General features: G+C 71.7%; 15 protein-coding genes and 1 riboswitch. Of the genes, 6 read left to right on the top strand and 9 right to left on the bottom strand.

Annotation, left to right across the window (positions count from 1 at the left end; all coding sequences use genetic code 11):
* The first annotated feature begins 91 nt into the window (after positions 1-91).
* The 3 genes from ACHFIV_RS23960 (at position 92) to ACHFIV_RS23950 (ending at position 2636) form a co-directional block, all read left to right on the top strand.
* On the top strand, positions 92-745 hold the full coding sequence (locus tag ACHFIV_RS23960) for a TetR family transcriptional regulator (protein ID WP_398972640.1): 654 nt from the start codon (positions 92-94) through the stop codon (positions 743-745).
* 11 nt (positions 746-756) lie between these two features.
* Positions 757-1533, top strand: coding sequence for an SDR family NAD(P)-dependent oxidoreductase (locus ACHFIV_RS23955; protein WP_398972637.1), 777 nt, complete (start codon positions 757-759; stop codon positions 1531-1533).
* 62 nt (positions 1534-1595) lie between these two features.
* Complete coding sequence (locus ACHFIV_RS23950) at positions 1596-2636, top strand: NAD(P)-dependent alcohol dehydrogenase (protein WP_398972634.1); 1041 nt, start codon at positions 1596-1598, stop codon at positions 2634-2636.
* Positions 2637-2692: 56 nt separating this feature from the next.
* Here the strand turns inward: ACHFIV_RS23950 and ACHFIV_RS23945 are convergent, their stop codons facing one another.
* The 6 genes from ACHFIV_RS23945 to ACHFIV_RS23920 form a co-directional block, all read right to left on the bottom strand.
* On the bottom strand, positions 2693-4177 hold the full coding sequence (locus ACHFIV_RS23945; protein WP_398972632.1) for a SulP family inorganic anion transporter: 1485 nt from the start codon (positions 4175-4177) through the stop codon (positions 2693-2695).
* 265 nt (positions 4178-4442) lie between these two features.
* A complete protein-coding gene (locus tag ACHFIV_RS23940; RefSeq protein WP_398972629.1) occupies positions 4443-4835 on the bottom strand; it encodes a hypothetical protein in 393 nt (130 codons plus the stop codon).
* A gap of 331 nt (positions 4836-5166) precedes the next feature.
* Entirely contained in the window at positions 5167-6021 is an 855-nt protein-coding gene (locus ACHFIV_RS23935) for an energy-coupling factor ABC transporter ATP-binding protein (RefSeq protein ID WP_398972626.1), read from the bottom strand.
* Positions 6018-6767 carry a cobalt ECF transporter T component CbiQ gene (gene cbiQ, locus ACHFIV_RS23930; protein ID WP_398972623.1) on the bottom strand — a complete coding sequence of 250 codons (750 nt, stop codon included), beginning with the start codon at positions 6765-6767 and terminating at the stop codon, positions 6018-6020. The genes ACHFIV_RS23935 and cbiQ overlap by 4 nt, the downstream gene beginning before the upstream one ends.
* 5 nt (positions 6768-6772) lie before the next feature.
* Positions 6773-7225: an energy-coupling factor ABC transporter substrate-binding protein gene (locus tag ACHFIV_RS23925; RefSeq protein WP_398972621.1), complete on the bottom strand. Its 453-nt coding sequence runs from the start codon at positions 7223-7225 to the stop codon at positions 6773-6775.
* Positions 7222-7932 (bottom strand): energy-coupling factor ABC transporter permease, encoded by a 711-nt coding sequence (locus tag ACHFIV_RS23920; RefSeq protein WP_398973011.1) that lies wholly within the window; start codon positions 7930-7932, stop codon positions 7222-7224. The genes ACHFIV_RS23925 and ACHFIV_RS23920 overlap by 4 nt, the downstream gene beginning before the upstream one ends.
* Before the next feature lie 30 nt (positions 7933-7962).
* A riboswitch (cobalamin riboswitch) is annotated at positions 7963-8145 on the bottom strand.
* 445 nt (positions 8146-8590) lie between these two features.
* On the opposite strand from ACHFIV_RS23920, the gene ACHFIV_RS23915 reads away from it, so the two are divergent.
* Complete coding sequence (locus ACHFIV_RS23915; RefSeq protein ID WP_398972619.1) at positions 8591-10249, top strand: catalase; 1659 nt, start codon at positions 8591-8593, stop codon at positions 10247-10249.
* Between the two features lie 483 nt (positions 10250-10732).
* Here the strand turns inward: ACHFIV_RS23915 and ACHFIV_RS23910 are convergent, their stop codons facing one another.
* The 3 genes from ACHFIV_RS23910 to ACHFIV_RS23900 all read right to left on the bottom strand — a co-directional run bounded on the left by ACHFIV_RS23910 (position 10733) and on the right by ACHFIV_RS23900 (position 12930).
* On the bottom strand, positions 10733-11371 hold the full coding sequence (locus ACHFIV_RS23910; RefSeq protein ID WP_398972616.1) for a Dps family protein: 639 nt from the start codon (positions 11369-11371) through the stop codon (positions 10733-10735).
* Between the two features lie 241 nt (positions 11372-11612).
* Positions 11613-12263 (bottom strand): type III effector protein, encoded by a 651-nt coding sequence (locus tag ACHFIV_RS23905; protein ID WP_398972613.1) that lies wholly within the window; start codon positions 12261-12263, stop codon positions 11613-11615.
* Between the two features lie 538 nt (positions 12264-12801).
* On the bottom strand, positions 12802-12930 hold the full coding sequence (locus ACHFIV_RS23900; protein WP_260255977.1) for an LPFR motif small protein: 129 nt from the start codon (positions 12928-12930) through the stop codon (positions 12802-12804).
* 562 nt (positions 12931-13492) lie between these two features.
* Between ACHFIV_RS23900 and ACHFIV_RS23895 the strand changes: the two genes are divergently transcribed.
* Together ACHFIV_RS23895 and ACHFIV_RS23890 are read left to right on the top strand one after the other, a co-directional pair.
* Positions 13493-13972 (top strand): SRPBCC family protein, encoded by a 480-nt coding sequence (locus ACHFIV_RS23895; RefSeq protein WP_398972610.1) that lies wholly within the window; start codon positions 13493-13495, stop codon positions 13970-13972.
* 42 nt (positions 13973-14014) lie between these two features.
* On the top strand, positions 14015-15625 hold the full coding sequence (locus tag ACHFIV_RS23890; RefSeq protein WP_398972607.1) for a phytoene desaturase family protein: 1611 nt from the start codon (positions 14015-14017) through the stop codon (positions 15623-15625).
* The last annotated feature ends 62 nt before the right edge of the window (positions 15626-15687 follow it).

Genomic DNA, 15687 nt, shown 5'->3' with positions numbered 1-15687 from the left:
GGCCGGGTGGAGGTACCCGGTGGGAGCCGACTCATCATGTCCCCATGCGACAGAAGTCCCACCGGGACATTTCTGGGTGTAGCATGCAACTATGAGCGAAGCAGGGAACTCCCCGGACAGGCGCGGCCGCAAGGCGCGCAGGACCCGGGAGGCGCTGGCGCGGAGCGCGTTCGATCTGGTACTCGAACGCGGTCTGCGGAGCGTGACGGTCGAGGAGATCGCGCAGACGGCCGACGTCGACCGGCGCACCTTCAGCCGGTACTTCCCGAGCAAGGAGGCCGCCGTCCTCGACACAGTGCGGGGCGACGGCGACAGGATCAACCGAGCGCTCCGTGAGCGTCCCCCGGCCGAGGCGCCGCTCACCGCCTACCGGGGGGCCGTCCTCGACTGGCTCGACGACACGGAGTCTGAACCCTGGCACCGGAGGCCACGCGTCTTCGACCTGCTGGTCATGGCCGACGAGGAACCCACTCTCTACGCGGCGTACCACCACATCCGTGTGGACGCCCAGGCCGAGTCGGTGGCGATTCTCGCGGAACGGCTCGGTGTCGACCCACGGGAGGACCTGCGTCCCGCCGTGGCCGTCGCCGCGGGGGCCGGAGCGCTCCTCGCGGCCCAGGCGGCATGGGTGAGGGGCGGCCGGCCGGCCGCCCTGCCCGAGTTCGTCGTACAAGCCTTCGACGCCCTCTCCGTGAACCTGCTGGAACCCCGGCAGGACGGGCCGGCGCCCCACAGCACCACATAAGGAAGCACATCATGAGCACCACCCTCCCCACCGCCTACGAAGCGGAGTTCGCCGGCAAGGTCGCCCTCGTCACCGGCGGCGCGTCCGGCATCGGCCTCGCCCTCTCCCGGCGCCTCGCCGCGAGCGGCGCGAGCGTCGTCGTGGCCGACTACGACGAGCGGAGCGCCCGCGAGGCCGCCGAGGAGATCCAGGCCACCGGCGCCCGCGCCGCAGCGGTCCTCCTCGACGTCACCGACCCCGCCTCCGTCGAGAACGGTGTGCGGTTCGCCGTCGACACCTTCGGCGCGCTGCACCTCGCCGTCAACAACGCCGGCATCGGCGGACCCGCGCGGACCACCGGCGAGTACGGCATCGAGGACTGGAACAGGGTCGTCGCCACCAACCTCAGCGGAGTCTTCTACTCGATGCGCTACGAGCTCCCGGCCATCCTGGCCGCGGGCGGCGGCGCCGTCGTCAACATGTCGTCGATACTCGGCACCAACGGCTTCGCCGGTTCCCCGGCCTACGTCGCCGCCAAGCACGGTGTCGTCGGGCTCACCAAGACCGCCGCACTCGAGTACGCGGCACAGAACGTCCGCATCAACGCGGTCGGTCCGGGCTTCATCGACACCCCGCTGCTCCGCGACACCGACAGCCCGGCCCGCGACCACCTCGTCTCCCTGCACCCGGCCGGCCGCCTCGGCACGTCGGAGGAGGTCGCCGAGCTCGCCGCGTTCCTGCTCTCCGACCGCGCCTCCTTCATCCACGGCAGCTACCACCTGGTCGACGGCGGCTACTCCGCACCCTGACCCCGAGTGGCGCACAACCGCCTCGAGGGTCACAAAGGACGTACGGAGAACGAAGGAGTGTCATGAAAGCCGTCCAGTACCGCACCATCGGCGCCGCGCCCGAGGTCGTCGAGATACCCGAACCGGTGGCGGGACCCGGCCAGATCCTGCTGAAGGTCAGCGCCGCGGGAGTCTGCCACTCGGACATCGCGGTCATGAGCTGGCCCGCCGAGGGGTTCCCCTACGCACTGCCGCTCACCCTCGGACATGAGGGTGTCGGTACGGTCGCCGCGCTCGGCGAGGGCGCCGAAGGCGTCTCGGTGGGGGACGCGGTCGCCGTCTACGGCCCGTGGGGCTGCGGCACCTGCCCGAACTGTGCGGAGGGCCGGGAGAACTACTGCCTGCGCGCCGCCGACCTCGGCATCAACCCGCCCGGGCTGGGCAACCCCGGGGCCATGGCCGAGTACATGATCGTCGACGACGCCCGTCACCTGACCCCCATCGGCGACCTGGACCCGGTCAAGACGGTCTCGCTGACCGACGCGGGCCTCACTCCCTACCACGCGATCAAGCGCTCGCTGCCCAAGCTGCTGCCCGGGGCCACCGCCGTGGTCATCGGCACCGGCGGCCTCGGCCACGTCGCCATCCAGCTCCTCCGCGCCATGACCGCGGCACGCGTCATCGCGCTCGACGTCACCGAGGAGAAGCTGGCGCTCGCACGGGCCGTCGGCGCCCACGAGACCGTGCTGTCCGACGAGAACGCCGCAGCCAAGGTCCGCGAACTCACCGGTGGCCTCGGCGCCGGAGTGGTTCTCGACTTCGTGGGCGCCGAACCGACCGTGAGGACGGCCGGCGCAGCCGCCTCCGTCGACAGCGACATCGCCATCGTGGGCATCGGCGGCGGGCTGCTGCCCGTGGGCTTCGGTGTCCTGCCGTTCGCCACGTCGGTGTCCGCGCCGTACTGGGGCACACGCAGGGAACTCGCCGAAGTCATCGAGCTCGCCCACGCCGGAGCCGTCGACGTCCACGTCGAGACGTACTCGATCGACGAGGCCCCGCTGGCCTACGAACGGCTCCACGCGGGCCGCGTCAACGGACGGGCGGTCATCCTCCCCCACGGCTGACCGCCCGGGACGGCTCGCCGGTCGCGCCACCGGGCGACCGGCGAGCCGTCCCGCCTTCAGGGCGCAGCCGTCATCGTGTCCGTGCGGGTCAGCCGCACGGGCTCGGTGCCGGCGGAGCTGTGCCGCTCCGCCCAGTTCTCCAGCGCGGTACGGCAGGCGTGGTCGAGATGGCTGAGGCCGGAGAGATCCAGCGCGACGGGCCGGTCCTTGGGCAGGGCCTCCAGGCTGTCCAGTATCTTCGGCAGCCTCAGGAACGTCGCGTTGCCCGACAGACGGGCCCGCACGCCGTCGGCACCGCTGTCGACGACCTCCAGCCTGATGTGGGACGCGTCCCAGGCCGCCTTGGCCACCGACAGGGCCAGACCCGTCAGCACACCCTCGAACATGTTCACCGTGACGATCGCCACCGCCGTGACGACCAGGATCAGCGCCTCGCCACGGTGTCCCCGCCACAGTGCCATCAGCTGACGCACCGGAATGAGCTTCCATCCCGCGTGGATGAGGATGCCGGCGAGAGCGGGCAGCGGAATGAGAGCCAGCGTGGACGGGAGCAGCGCCGCGAACAGCAGCAGCCACACGCCGTGCATCACCCGGGAGGCCCGGGTCCGGGCGCCCGCCCGCACGTTGGCGGAGCTGCGCACGATGACCGCGGTCATCGGCAGCGCGCCGAGGAGTCCGCAGACGGTGTTGCCCGTACCCTGCGCCATCAGCTCCTTGTCGTACTCGGTACGCGGCCCGTCGTGCAGCCGGTCCACGGCGGCGGCGCTGAACAGGCTCTCCGCCGACGCGATCAGGGTGAAGGCCGCCACCGTCCCGAGCAGACCGAGGCCGGCGAGGCCGCCGAACTCGGAGAGCGCGGGGGTCTGTACGGCGTCGAGCAGGCCTTGGACCTGAACGGTCTCGACGGGCAGGCCGAACGCCGTCGATGCAAAGGTGGCCAGCACGACCGCCGCCAGGGCGCCCGGCACGGCCCGTACCCGCTTCGGCATCCTGTTCCACCCCACCACGAGGGCGATGGTCGCGGTGCCGACCGCGAGTGAGGCGAGAGCCGCCGGGCTGGACACGGCGTCGGCCAGCAGCCCGGGGATGCCGGCCATCTTCCCCGTACCGGTGGCCGGTGCCTCGAGCCCCGCGGCGGCGTACAACTGACCCGCGATGAGGACGAGGCCGATGCCCGCGAGCATGCCCTCGACGACCGAGACCGAGATGGCGCGGAACCAGCGGCCCAGCTTCAGCGCGCCCATGGCCAGTTGCAGCAGACCCGCCGCCAGCACGATCACGCCGAGCGCGGGCAGGCCGAAGCTCTGTACCGCTTCGAAGACGAGCACGGTGAGACCGGCGGCCGGCCCCGACACCTGCAGACTGCTGCCGCGCATGACTCCGGTGACGAGCCCGCCCACGATGCCGGTGATCAGACCCAGCTCGGCCGGGACGCCCGACGCGACGGCGACGCCCACGCAGAGGGGGAGAGCGACCAGGAAGACGACGAGTGACGCGGCGAAGTCCTGCCGCAGGTGCGGGAACTTGGCGGCACGGTCCATGGCGGCCCTCATCCCGTGCGGAAGGGGGCCGATCGGACGTCGCCGGGCGGGGGTGCCCAGGCGGCGCTGTCGCTGACGTGCGGGATCTCGACCACGGGGTGATCGACACGGAATGGCATGAGTGTGGTTCCTCCTGGCGCGCCGGAGCATGGCGCGTAGGCATAGGTATGAGAAGTGAGGGCCTGGGGGGCAGGGCGACGCGACCCTGGTCCGTGCGTCCCGGAGGAGCGGGGGCAAGGGCAGCCGGCCGAGCGCGCGGATCAGCTCAGCAGCGGAAGACCTGGAGCACGGGGGAGGAATGTGCGGCCGATGATCTGGGGGCGCCGTGCGCGCCGCTCATCGCGACGGCGGCAGCCGGTGCGGGCGCTCCGCCGGTGTCACCCGTCACCGCGGAACGTGACGGCGCCTCGGGCGCGGGAACGGTCGCGGAGCGATGCCGGTCACGGTGGCGCAGGAGGCCGTTCGGCTCACCCCCGCGGTCAGCTGTGCCGCAGGTGCCGTACGCGCCGTGCGTCTCTCCCGTGGCCGCCTCCGGGAAGCTTTGCGCCAGGATCTCCGGGGCGCGCGAGGGCGCGTCCGCCGAGGGTGCGCCGGAGTACGGGGCCAACAGGAGGCCCATGAGGAACGCGAGCACGAATCGGGCCGCCGCCACTCGCACGCTTCACCTCCTCCTGGACTTCATCGTCCTTCGGGACGCTAACAGGCCGGAAGACTTATGGAGTTAACCCTTTGGGAAGAGTCCGAAATTCGATCCCAATGAGCCGAATGGCTTTGCGCAACGCCGTGGCCTGGGAATGTGCCGGACCTTCGGTTCTCAGTATTCGAGACCGTCCGCGATTGTATGGCTCCTGCATATGCCGGTCGGGTAGCAATCGCGCTTTCGTACTGAGGTTCGGCGATCGGATAACTGCGACACGCCGGAATGGGCACAGGTAAAAGCGGGAACGCCGTCGGTCCGCTTTCTCGCCACGTGACCGGTCCGACGCCTCCTACGGCGACGTGGACCCGCGCGGTGGGGCGAAGTCCGCCGCGAGCTGTTCCGGGGTACGGGGCCCGGGGGCCTCGGCGTCCAGCAAGCCGTGCGCGCGCAGCAACTGAGCGGCCGCGATGCCCCAGGGCAGGCGAAGACCCGCTTCCCGCAGGAGGTCCGTACGCGCCAGCATCGTGGACGCGTCGCCGGCACGCACGCCGGCCGGCGTGAGGATCGCGGCGTCATCGGCCCAGCGCAGCGCGAGGTCGACGTCGTGCGTGGCCATCATCACCGTGGTGCCGCTGTCCCGGAGCGTGCCGAGGGTGGCGAGCAGGCGCTCCTGGCCGTCCGGATCGAGCCCGGCGGTCGGCTCGTCGAGGATCAGCACCCGGGGCCGCATCGCGACCGCACCCGCGATGGCGGTCCGTTTGCGCTGGCCGTAGGAGAGCAGGTGGGTGGGGCGGTCCGCCAGGGCGCTGATGTCGAGGGCGGTGAGTGCCTCGTCCACCCGGGCCCGGACCTCGGTGTGGGGCAGACCCAGGTTCAACGGTCCGAACGACACGTCCTGGGAGACGGACGCCGCGAACAACTGGTCGTCCGGGTCCTGCACCACCAGCTGGACCGTCGTGCGTAGCCGGGTCAGCCCCTTGCGGTCGTACGTGACCGGCCTGCCCAGCACCGCCAACTGCCCCTCGCGTGGGCGGAGTCCTCCGCTGAGCAGCCGCATCAGCGTGGTCTTACCGCTGCCGTTGCGGCCGAGCAGGGCGAGCGCACGTCCTTCGCGCGCCTCGAAGTCGAGTCCGGTGAGGACGGCGGGCCCGTCCTCGTACGCGAAGGACGCACCGCGCAGGGCCAGCAGCACCGGTTCGCTCATGACAGCGGCCTCTCCAGGACGAGGGTCAGGGCGGTGAGAGCCCCGAGCAGAGCGATGCTCAGGGTGACGAACCGGGCGGAGACGCGAGCCTCGGGTACCAGGACACGCAGGGTCCCGTCGTAGCCACGCCCCGCGAGCCCCGACTGCAGGCGCGCGGCGCGGTCGAAAGCCCTGATGAACGCGGTCGCTCCGAGCCCCGCCATGGACCGCCAGGCGGCGGCCCGGGTGGTGTGCCCGAGCCGCGCCGCCTGGGCCTCCCTGATCCGGCGCATCGAGTCGAGGAGCAGGAAGCTCATGCGGTAGGTCACCAGGGCCACGTCCACCACCGGCGCGGGCACCCCCGCTTTGACCAGGCGGGGAAGCAGGTCGGACATCGGTGTGGTGAAGGCGAACAGCAGGACTCCGAGTGACGCTGCGGAGGTGCGCAGCAGCAGCTCCCCGGCACGGGCAGGCCCCCCGTCGGCCAGGGCGACGAGCCCTTCGGGCCCGCCGACCTGCACGAGGAGTGTGGCCGCCCCGGTGGCGCAGAAACCCAGGGGGACCCGGTACGCCCGCCACAGGTGGCGGCCCCTCACACCCGCCGGCCCCAGCAGCAGGGCCAGAGCGGTGACGAGGACGAGTGCCGCGCCGGGCCAGGACGGCAGTGAGATCGCCAGGACGGTGAGTCCCGGACCGAGCACGGCCTTGTCCACGGGGTGACGGCGGCGCCAGCGACTGCTGTGCGCCGCCGCGTCGATCGGCAGCACGTGGCTCAGTTCCTCCGGGCCGCGGACTCCCCGGCACCGGCACCGGCACCGGCACCGGCACCGGCACCGGCACCGGCACCGGCACCGGCACCGGCACCGGCACCGGCACCGGCACCGGCACCGGCTTCGGCGGCGGTGCCGGCCTGCTGTGCGAGCGCGCGCAGCTCGCCCTGACGGCGTCCGCGCCGTACGCCGAAGTAGTAGGCCAGGACGCCTGCGCCGAGCGCTGCCTGAAGCGCGAACAGCGCCGACTCGATCTCACCGGACGGCGGTTCGTACAGGGGGGAGAACCAGGGCTCGTAGTCGGGATCGATCTCCGTGATCGCTGTCTCCGCCTGGGCGTCGGCGCCCGCGAACGGCTCCTTCTCGTCGTCGCCGAGGCCGAGGGCCAGCGGCATGACGGCCAGCGCCGCCACGACGAGCAGCAGGAGCAGGTTGATCTTCGTGTTCCTGGTCATCGCGCCGCCGCCTCCGTCCCGGCCGCCCCGGCCCGGGGCCGCTTGCCGGCGAGGAAGACGCCGAGCCTGGTCAGATCTCCCTTGCTGGACTGCACGAGGAGCCGCATGACCAGCACGGTCAGAAGCCCTTCGCTCACCGCGAGCGGAATCTGGGTGACCGCGAAGATGGAGCCGAACTTGCCGAGCGCACCGACGAACCCGCTGCCCGGGTCCGGGAAGGCGAGCGCCAGCTGCACACTGGTGACGCAGTAGGTGGAGAGGTCGGCGACGAACGCCCCGAAGAAGACCGCCACCATCAGCGGTACCTCGTACCGGCGCAGCAACCGGTAGACCGCGTATCCCGCCCACGGGCCGACGACCGCCATCGAGAAGACGTTGGCGCCGAGCGTCGTCAGGCCGCCGTGGGCCAACAGCAGTGCTTGGAACAGCAGGGTGATGGTGCCCAGGACCGCCATGACCGGCGGGCGGAACAGGATGGCTCCCAGCCCCGTGCCGGTGGGATGCGAACAACTCCCCGTGACCGAGGGGATCTTCAGTGCCGAGAGGACGAACGTGAAGGCCCCGGAAGCTCCCAGGAGCAGCGTGCTCTCAGGATTCTCCCTCACCTCACGCGTCAGTGACCGGACTCCGTGGACGACGAACGGCGCGGACGCGACACCCCAGGCGATCGCGTGCGCCGGGGGCAGGAAACCCTCGGCTATGTGCATGACGCAGCAGACCCTCTCCAGCACCTCGTGGATGGTTGAAGTGCCTTGGCCGGTCTCCTGGCTTACGGGTACCACCGCCCGAACTCCGCCTTCCCGGGTCACAAGGACCCAGTGGCTGCCCGCGAGGGCCGGAGCCGGACTTCCCGATCACAGTGGCGAGGGCCGCACCGGCATCACACCGATTTCCCGTTCACCAAGGCGTGGTGACAGTAGTGCCAGGTGGGGGCGGATGACAAGCGGGAACCCGCCGGGAGCGGCATGCGCCGAGCGGCCGGAGGCCGGGCCCCGGCAGGGCGGTGCCGGGGCAGGGCGCGACGGCCCGGTGAGGAGGGGCCGGAGCCGGTACACGGGGAAAAGGCCGGCGGCGGCGTGTACGCCGGTGAGGTCCCCGGCCGAGCGGAGGCTGCCGCACAGGACGCCCGACGAGTACGGCCCACCGGGCGGGAGGCCTGGTGTGCAGCCGCCCGGCGAGCCGCGAGCCGCCCGCCGGCACCCGGGCCGCCTCGCCGTCCGGCACGCCCGGCGGGTTCGTCCCGTGACGGCCAGTCGGATCGTTTTGGCGCGGCGGATGGCGGACACCGGCCGGTATTTCCCGTCCGCAGCGTTATTCGGGGGAACAGTCGGTCGACACAACCCCCACGGAGAAGGAGCGCAGGCCATGACCGACACCGAGAGCGGCCGGCCCGATGAGGACGCGGAGCGTCCCGTACTGACCAACCGGCAGGGGCATCCGGTCTACGACAACCAGAACCAGCGCACGGTCGGCGCCCGCGGCCCCGCGACCCTGGAGAACTACCAGTTCCTGGAGAAGATCAGCCACTTCGACCGCGAGCGCATCCCGGAGCGCGTCGTGCACGCCCGCGGAGTGACCACGTACGGCTACTTCGAGGCGTACGGCAAGTGGGGTGACGAACCCATCAGCCGGTACACCCGCGCCAAGCTGTTCCAGGAAGCCGGCAAGCGCACGGACGTGGCCGTTCGCTTCTCCACCGTGATCGGTGGCCGGGACTCCTCCGAGGCGGCCCGTGACCCGCGGGGGTTCGCCGTGAAGTTCTACACGGAGGACGGCAACTGGGACATGGTCGGCAACAATCTGGGCGTCTTCTTCATCCGGGACGCCATCAAGTTCCCCGACGTCATCCACGCGCTCAAGCCCGACCCCGTCAGCCACGAGCAGAAGCCCGCCCGGATCTTCGACTTCATGTCGCAGACGCCGGAGAGCATGCACATGCTGGTCAACCTGTTCAGCCCGCGCGGCATCCCGGCCGACTACCGGCACATGCAGGGATTCGGGGTCAACACCTACAAGTGGGTGAACGACGAAGGCCACACCGTGCTGGTCAAGTACCACTGGATGCCCAAGCAGGGCGTCGCCAGCATGACGGAGGAGGACGCGGCGAACGTCCAGGCCACCGAACTGGGGCACGCGACGAAGGACCTCTACGAGGCGATCGGGCGCGGTGACTTCCCCGAATGGGAACTCGTCGTCCAGATGATGTCCGACGACGAGCACCCCGAGCTGGACTTCGACCCGCTGGACGACACGAAGACCTGGCCCGAGCAGGACTTCCCCCCGCGTCCGGTGGGACGCATGGTCCTCAACCGGGTCCCGGACAACTACTTCGCCGAGAACGAGCAGGTCTCGTTCGGAACCGGTGTGCTGGTCGACGGGCTCGACTTCTCGGACGACAAGATGCTGGTCGGCCGTACGTTCTCGTACAGCGACACCCAGCGCTACCGAGTGGGCCCGAACTACCTGCAGCTCCCGGTCAACCGGGCCAAGAACGCACGCGTGGCCACCAACCAGCGGGACGGCCTGATGGCGTACGACAACGGCCATCAGGGTGAGAACCCCGAGGTCAACTACGAACCGTCGATCACCGGGGGCCTCCGGGAGGGCCGCTACCCGGCGCACGAGGAGCAGGGTCCGCAGATCCAGGGACGGCTCACCCGGGCCAGGATTCCGCGCACGAACGACTACCTGCAGGCCGGTCAGCGCTACCAGCTGATGGAGGAGTGGGAGCGTGACGACCTGGTCAAGAACTTCACGGACCTGTTCGCCCAGTGCACCCGCCCGGTCCAGGAGCGCATGGTCTGGCACTGCCTGATGACGGACAGCGAGCTCGGCCGACGCGTCGGCGAGGGTCTGGGCATCGCCCCGGGTGATGTCGCGCACCTGCCGCCCCTCGCCACCCAGAAGCTCGACGACGACGAACGCAAGCGGCTCGCCCGCCTCGGCGACAACCCGCCGCGGGACGTCACCGGTCTGACGATGACCCACTGCGTACCGAACAAGCGCCACACGGTCACCCGCTGAGTCCCGGCCCCGCCTCCAGCACCCCCCGGCACCTCCCGTGAGGCGACCCGACCGCGTCGGAGACGGGGCAGCGGACGCCGGACGGGCGGTCCGTCGGATCGCGGCCCGCCCGCCCGGGTGAGGAGTGGCGGGCCGACGAGCCGGGCTCGTTCGCCCGGCCCCCAGGGGGACCCGGCCACAGCGCCACCACCGGGCGGGCGGTGCATTTTCGCGCCCGGGTGCCGGCTGCGCTGCCCGCCGCCGCGCCACCACAAGGGCGCGTACGGATCTCGCCGCGGATGACGAGCCCGGCCGGACCGGCCGTCCGGACCAGGCGGGCTCGCCTGGTCCGGACGGGAGGACGTGGCCGTCGACCGCCGCCGGCGCAGGGCGGCGGGGCCTCCCCGCCACAGCGGCGTGGTCCCGACGGGGGAGTGCCGCACCGCACTCGGAGACCGGCCCCCCGATCAGCCGCGTGAACAACCCTGCGGGTCGACGCCTAGGTCACCGGACGCGCTTGCCCGTGGTGGCCTTCTTGGCCGTGCGCTTGGTGCCGGCCGTCTTCTTCGCCGGGGTGGCGCGCGAGGGGCCGGCCGCCTCGGCGGCCTGCTTCTCGCTGCCGGCGTCCGCGGTGCTGAGGGCCCCGGCGCTGTTCTCGAGGTGGGCGCGGACGAACCACTGGAACTGCTCGAGGGAGCGGAGGTGCTCGATGAGCAGGTCCTCGGTGACCGGATCGACGGAGGATGCCTTCGCCGCGGCCTTCCGGTGGTCCTCGATGATGCCCGCGTAGACGAGGTCGAGGGCTCCGAGGTGGGCGATCGCGTCAGCTCTGCCGACGCTGTAGTCGTCCCACGTCCGCTCGGCGACCAGAGCCCCGGCGGTACCACGGGGTTCGCCGCCCAGGGCCGAGATGCGTTCGGCGGCGGAGTCCGCCATGTCCCGCACAGCCACGGTCTGGGGGTCCAGCATCTCGTGCACGGCGATGAAGTGGGGGCCGGTCACGTTCCAGTGGATGTGCTTGAGGGTGAGCGCCAGATCGTTGAGTGAGTGCAGACGCATACTCAACAAGTCGATCATCCGCCCCCCTTCCCTGGTGCTGAGGCCGGGAACCGTGTAGCGCGGGGTGGAACTCTGAGGCGACATGATGCTCCTGCAACGATGGGACGGTCTGCCGCTACTCATCTCCCACGGGGACTGCACGCGTCACGCGCGCCGGCGCCGGAAACCACTTGACCGGCCCTGCGGAAAGCGGCCCGGCGCGGCGTGCTCGCGGCATCCGGATCCGCCGTTACCGGGCGCCACGCGGCCCGGTGTCACAGCGGCGTCCGCACCTGCCGTCGGCCCCACGGTCCCCTCGGGACCGGTTGCCTCCCGCGCGCCGGGGTCAGGCCCCCGCCCGCTGGTCGTTGCTGTCCTGGCGCAGCTGATCGGTGTGCCGGGTGATGGTGTCGACACGGGCCGCGAGATCGGGGTGGTCGGCCGTCAGGTGTGTGCGGCTGTCGGCCAGGGGAGCGATGAGGTTCGCGGCGTCGTTGTCGGCCAAGGCGGCGGTGAGCCGGCTGACCGGGGTTGTGGGGAGGTCGGTGAGAGCGGTGATCTGGCCCGCGAGCTGGCGCAGGTCGGCCGCGTTGTCGCGGGCCCAGGTACCGACGCTGCGGTCGGCGGCGCGATGGCTGCGGGTGGCCTCCACACGCTGCTCGCCGGTGGTTCCGGGGGAGCCGGGGCGTACACGCAGATAGCGGCGCTCGGCGGCCTGACGGCTGGCGACGCCCAGAGGCTGGGCCAGGTCGGCCCAGCTGGTGCCCGCCGCGCGGGCCGCCTCGATCAGCCCCGGCTCCCACCCGGCCAGTCGGTCGCGCAGTTGGCGCAGCAGGAGCAGCGCCTCGAGTGCCTGCTCGGAGTCCGTCTGCCCCTCGTCGGGGCGCGCACCGTCCGGCGCCGTCTGAGCTGCACGGACGGCCTCGTCGATCGCTTTCAGCGCTGCTGCCGCAGCGGCGAAGGACGTGGGATCGCCGGTCCGGCGAGATGCGTTCATGGACGCCCCCTTCTTTGTGTCACCCTCTTGACGACATGATGTTTGTCATCGCTTGGACGACATGTTACAACGGTGTCGGACGCAGCGCATCGACAGTCACCGCCTGGCCGGTGGAGAGGACGTCGCGCTGTCGCCGCGAACCGGACCATCTTCCGCGACCCGACCGGATCCCCCAGCCGTCATGGGTGCCCCTGGGCCCCGAGCGCACCAGGGCCGGGGATGCTGACCTTGCGGATCCCGGTCGTCGAGTGCTGGGAACCCGCACGATCGCCTCCGCGCAGAGCCCGGCCGCAAGCAGACCGGCACCTTCGGCTCTCCGGGAGGCGTGGCGTCCGCGCCCGTTCAGCGCGACGGCCGGCCCGGTGGAGACGGGCCGGCCGTCGCGCCGAACGAGGTGTCGTCAGGGTGCCGCCCGTGAAGGATCCAGGGCGCGGGGTCAGAGGGCTCGCTCGTCCCGCTGCCGCACGGGACCGCGCAGCGAAAACCCAGGCCGGCTGGGTGAGCCGGCCTGGGTTCCGGGTGGGGAAGGTGGTGCTGATCAGTGGTGGCCGTGGGCGGTGTCGGACGCTCCGCCGAAGAGCCGTGCGACAGCGCGGAAAGGCAGGGTCACGACGGTGGCGACGGCCCCGCCGATAGAGCGAAATACGTCTGCGATCGCCTTCAGCATGTGAGTTCCTCCCTTTCGGTGGCATCACGGCGTTCGTAAGGCCGCGATGCGGTGTTCATCCCGCTGGTACCCGGCTCGGATGCGAGGAAACGCATGCCTTTCGGTCCACGGCGAATGAGAAGGCCCCCGCGACCGGAGTAATTGCCGCAGGGCTCGGGAATTTCCGGGCGGACGGGCAGGCCGGCCGGGACACGTCAGCGGCGGACCGTGGCCGGACCGTCACGGATGCCCCGGCCGACACGCGCGAGCGCAGGTCGCGCGGTGCCCCACCGTCCCTGCCGCGCGGCGTCAGCGACGGCAGCGGTGTCCCGGTCCCGTAAGGCGGACGGGGCACGCCGGAACCGGCGGGGATGTCGCTCATCGGGCGCCCGAGTCCCGCACGCACGCAAACACCGCCGAATGCGCGGAGTTTCCCACTGCTCTCCCGGGAGTGGCGTGCGAGGCTTTGTCAGCGGCGATATCCCGCAGGCGGCGAATGCTCCGGAAGCCCGGGAGTGACATGCGAGTGGGACATGAAGGACCGGGTACTCGTGGCGTGTGTTTCACGAGGGCTGGAGGGCCGATGGCTGCACGGAACCGATTGATCGCACGTCCTGTGGAAGACGTCTGGGCGGTCCTCGCGGACAGCACTCTGTACGGCGACTGGGTGGTCGGCACGTCCGGGACGAGGCCTGGCAAGGGCACATGGCCGCAACTCGGATCGAGCATCACGTACACGGTGCGCCTCGGACGGTGGTCGGTCACCGGAAGCACGGTCGTGCGGCGCTGCGAGGCGCCCCGGACGCTGGAACTCGAGGCGGACAGCGGGCGGCTCGGCACGGCACGGATCGCCGTCGAGGTGCGGCCGTGGGGCGAGGACTCCTTGGTGATCATCGACGAACACCCCCTGCGGGGACCGGCCGGCGCGCTGCACAACTCGGTGGCGGAAGCACTCATACAGGTGCGCCACCGCAGCATGCTGGCCCGCCTGGCGCACGTCGTGGAGAGCGCTGCTCGCCAGCGCGAGTCCGCCGGTCCCAGGGATGACCGAGCGGCTGTCTGAGGGCCCGCGTCACTGACCGTCACGAGAACGCAGGAGGTAACGATGCCGGACGCGGTGATCATCGGTGCTGGGCCCAACGGCCTCGTAGCGGCCAATCTGCTCGCCGACGCCGGATGGAGCGTCGAGGTCCTCGAGGCGCAGCCCGAACCGGGTGGTGCCGTCCGCAGCGACAGGGGCGTCCACCCCGACTTCGTGAGCGACGTCTTCAGCGCCTTCTACCCGCTGGCCGCGGCCTCCCCGATCCTCGCCGACCTGCGCCTGGGGGAGGACGGGCTCAGCTGGAGCCGCGCCCCGCGTGTGCTGGCACACCCGTTGGCGGACGGCCGGTGCGCCGTCCTCGACAGTGGGTCCACGCGCACCGCCGAAGGCCTGGACGCCTTCGCGCCCGGCGACGGAGCCGCCTGGCTCGATCTGTGCGCCACATGGGAACGCCTCGGCCCTGACATCATCCGTGCCCTCTTCACCCCGTTCCCCCCGGTGCGTCCGGCGGTCCGTCTCGCCGCAGGGCTCCGGGCTGCCGGGGGCCTGCGGCTGGCACGGTCCCTGCTGTTGCCCGTACGCCGCCTGGGGGAGGAGCAGTTCCGGGGAGAAGCCGCGAGGCTGCTGCTCGCGGGCAACGCGCTGCACGCGGACCTCGGTCCCGAGGCAGCGGGCAGTGGAGGCTTCGGGTGGCTGATGTCCATGCTCGGACAGACGTACGGCTTCCCGGTGCCCGTGGGCGGGGCGGGAGCGCTCACGGACGCCTTGGTGCGGCGGCTCGAGCGGCACGGCGGCGCGGTCCGCTGCGGGGAGCGCGTCAACGAGGTCGTGGTACGCGGCGGACGTGCCGTAGGCGTGCGCACGGCGAGCGGCGAGGCGGTGCCGGCTTCCCGGGCCGTGCTCGCCGACGTGTCCGCACCCGCGCTCTTCGGTGAGCTGCTCGACGCACGGCATCTGCCCGGCAGCCTGCTGAACGACCTGCGCCGGTTCCAGTGGGACTTCGCCACCTTCAAGGTCGACTGGGCGCTGGACGGTCCGGTGCCCTGGACGGCGGGGGAGGCGTCCACGGCGGGAACGGTCCACCTGGCCGACGGCGTGGACGGCCTCACCCGGTTCGCCGCGCAGATCGCGACGGGGCAGGTGCCGGACCGTCCCTTCCTCCTGTTCGGGCAGATGACGACGGCTGACGCGACGCGCTCCCCGGCGGGGACCGAATCCGCCTGGGCCTACACCCACGTACCGCACCGGATCAAGGGTGACGCGGGCGGGGACTCGCTGACCGGGCTCTGGGACCGGCGGGAGCAGGAGGCCATGGCGGATCGCGTGGAGAACGAGATCGAACGCTGGGCCCCCGGTTTTCGCTCGCGGGTCAGGTCCCGCCGGGTCCTCGCGCCGCCCACGCTGGAGGCCATGGACGCGAACCTGCACGGTGGAGCGATCAACGGAGGCACCGCGGCGGCGCACCAGCAGCTGGTGTTCCGGCCCATGCCCGGTACAGGCCGGCCCGAGACACCGGTGAAGGGTCTCTTCCTCGCCTCGGCGTCCGCGCACCCCGGCGGCGGTGTGCACGGTGCGCCCGGCGCCAACGCGGCCCGCGCGGCGCTGCGCGGTCGCCGCTCCCCAGTGGTCCGGGTCCCCTGGCGGGTCCGGGCCGGGCAGACCGCCGAGGACTGACCGGCGCCGGCCCCGGTGACGCGACTGCCCGGTAGCCAGGACCTGGGTCCGGCCGGCCCTCG

Source organism: Streptomyces sp. ALB3 (assembly GCF_044385685.1).
Taxonomy (GTDB): domain Bacteria; phylum Actinomycetota; class Actinomycetes; order Streptomycetales; family Streptomycetaceae; genus Streptomyces.
The sequence above is the reverse complement of the archived record's forward strand: the minus strand, read 5'-3'. Positions and strand labels throughout refer to the sequence as shown.

Coding starts and splice junctions, on each gene's coding strand:
- ACHFIV_RS23960 (WP_398972640.1), top strand. CDS start 92: ATGAGCGAAGCAGGGAACTCCCCGGACAGGCGCGGCCGCAAGGCGCGC.
- ACHFIV_RS23955 (WP_398972637.1), top strand. CDS start 757: ATGAGCACCACCCTCCCCACCGCCTACGAAGCGGAGTTCGCCGGCAAG.
- ACHFIV_RS23950 (WP_398972634.1), top strand. CDS start 1,596: ATGAAAGCCGTCCAGTACCGCACCATCGGCGCCGCGCCCGAGGTCGTC.
- ACHFIV_RS23945 (WP_398972632.1), bottom strand. CDS start 4,177: ATGGACCGTGCCGCCAAGTTCCCGCACCTGCGGCAGGACTTCGCCGCG.
- ACHFIV_RS23935 (WP_398972626.1), bottom strand. CDS start 6,021: ATGAGCGAACCGGTGCTGCTGGCCCTGCGCGGTGCGTCCTTCGCGTAC.
- ACHFIV_RS23925 (WP_398972621.1), bottom strand. CDS start 7,225: ATGACCAGGAACACGAAGATCAACCTGCTCCTGCTGCTCGTCGTGGCG.
- ACHFIV_RS23920 (WP_398973011.1), bottom strand. CDS start 7,932: ATGCACATAGCCGAGGGTTTCCTGCCCCCGGCGCACGCGATCGCCTGG.
- ACHFIV_RS23915 (WP_398972619.1), top strand. CDS start 8,591: ATGACCGACACCGAGAGCGGCCGGCCCGATGAGGACGCGGAGCGTCCC.
- ACHFIV_RS23910 (WP_398972616.1), bottom strand. CDS start 11,371: ATGTCGCCTCAGAGTTCCACCCCGCGCTACACGGTTCCCGGCCTCAGC.
- ACHFIV_RS23905 (WP_398972613.1), bottom strand. CDS start 12,263: ATGAACGCATCTCGCCGGACCGGCGATCCCACGTCCTTCGCCGCTGCG.
- ACHFIV_RS23900 (WP_260255977.1), bottom strand. CDS start 12,930: ATGCTGAAGGCGATCGCAGACGTATTTCGCTCTATCGGCGGGGCCGTC.
- ACHFIV_RS23895 (WP_398972610.1), top strand. CDS start 13,493: ATGGCTGCACGGAACCGATTGATCGCACGTCCTGTGGAAGACGTCTGG.
- ACHFIV_RS23890 (WP_398972607.1), top strand. CDS start 14,015: ATGCCGGACGCGGTGATCATCGGTGCTGGGCCCAACGGCCTCGTAGCG.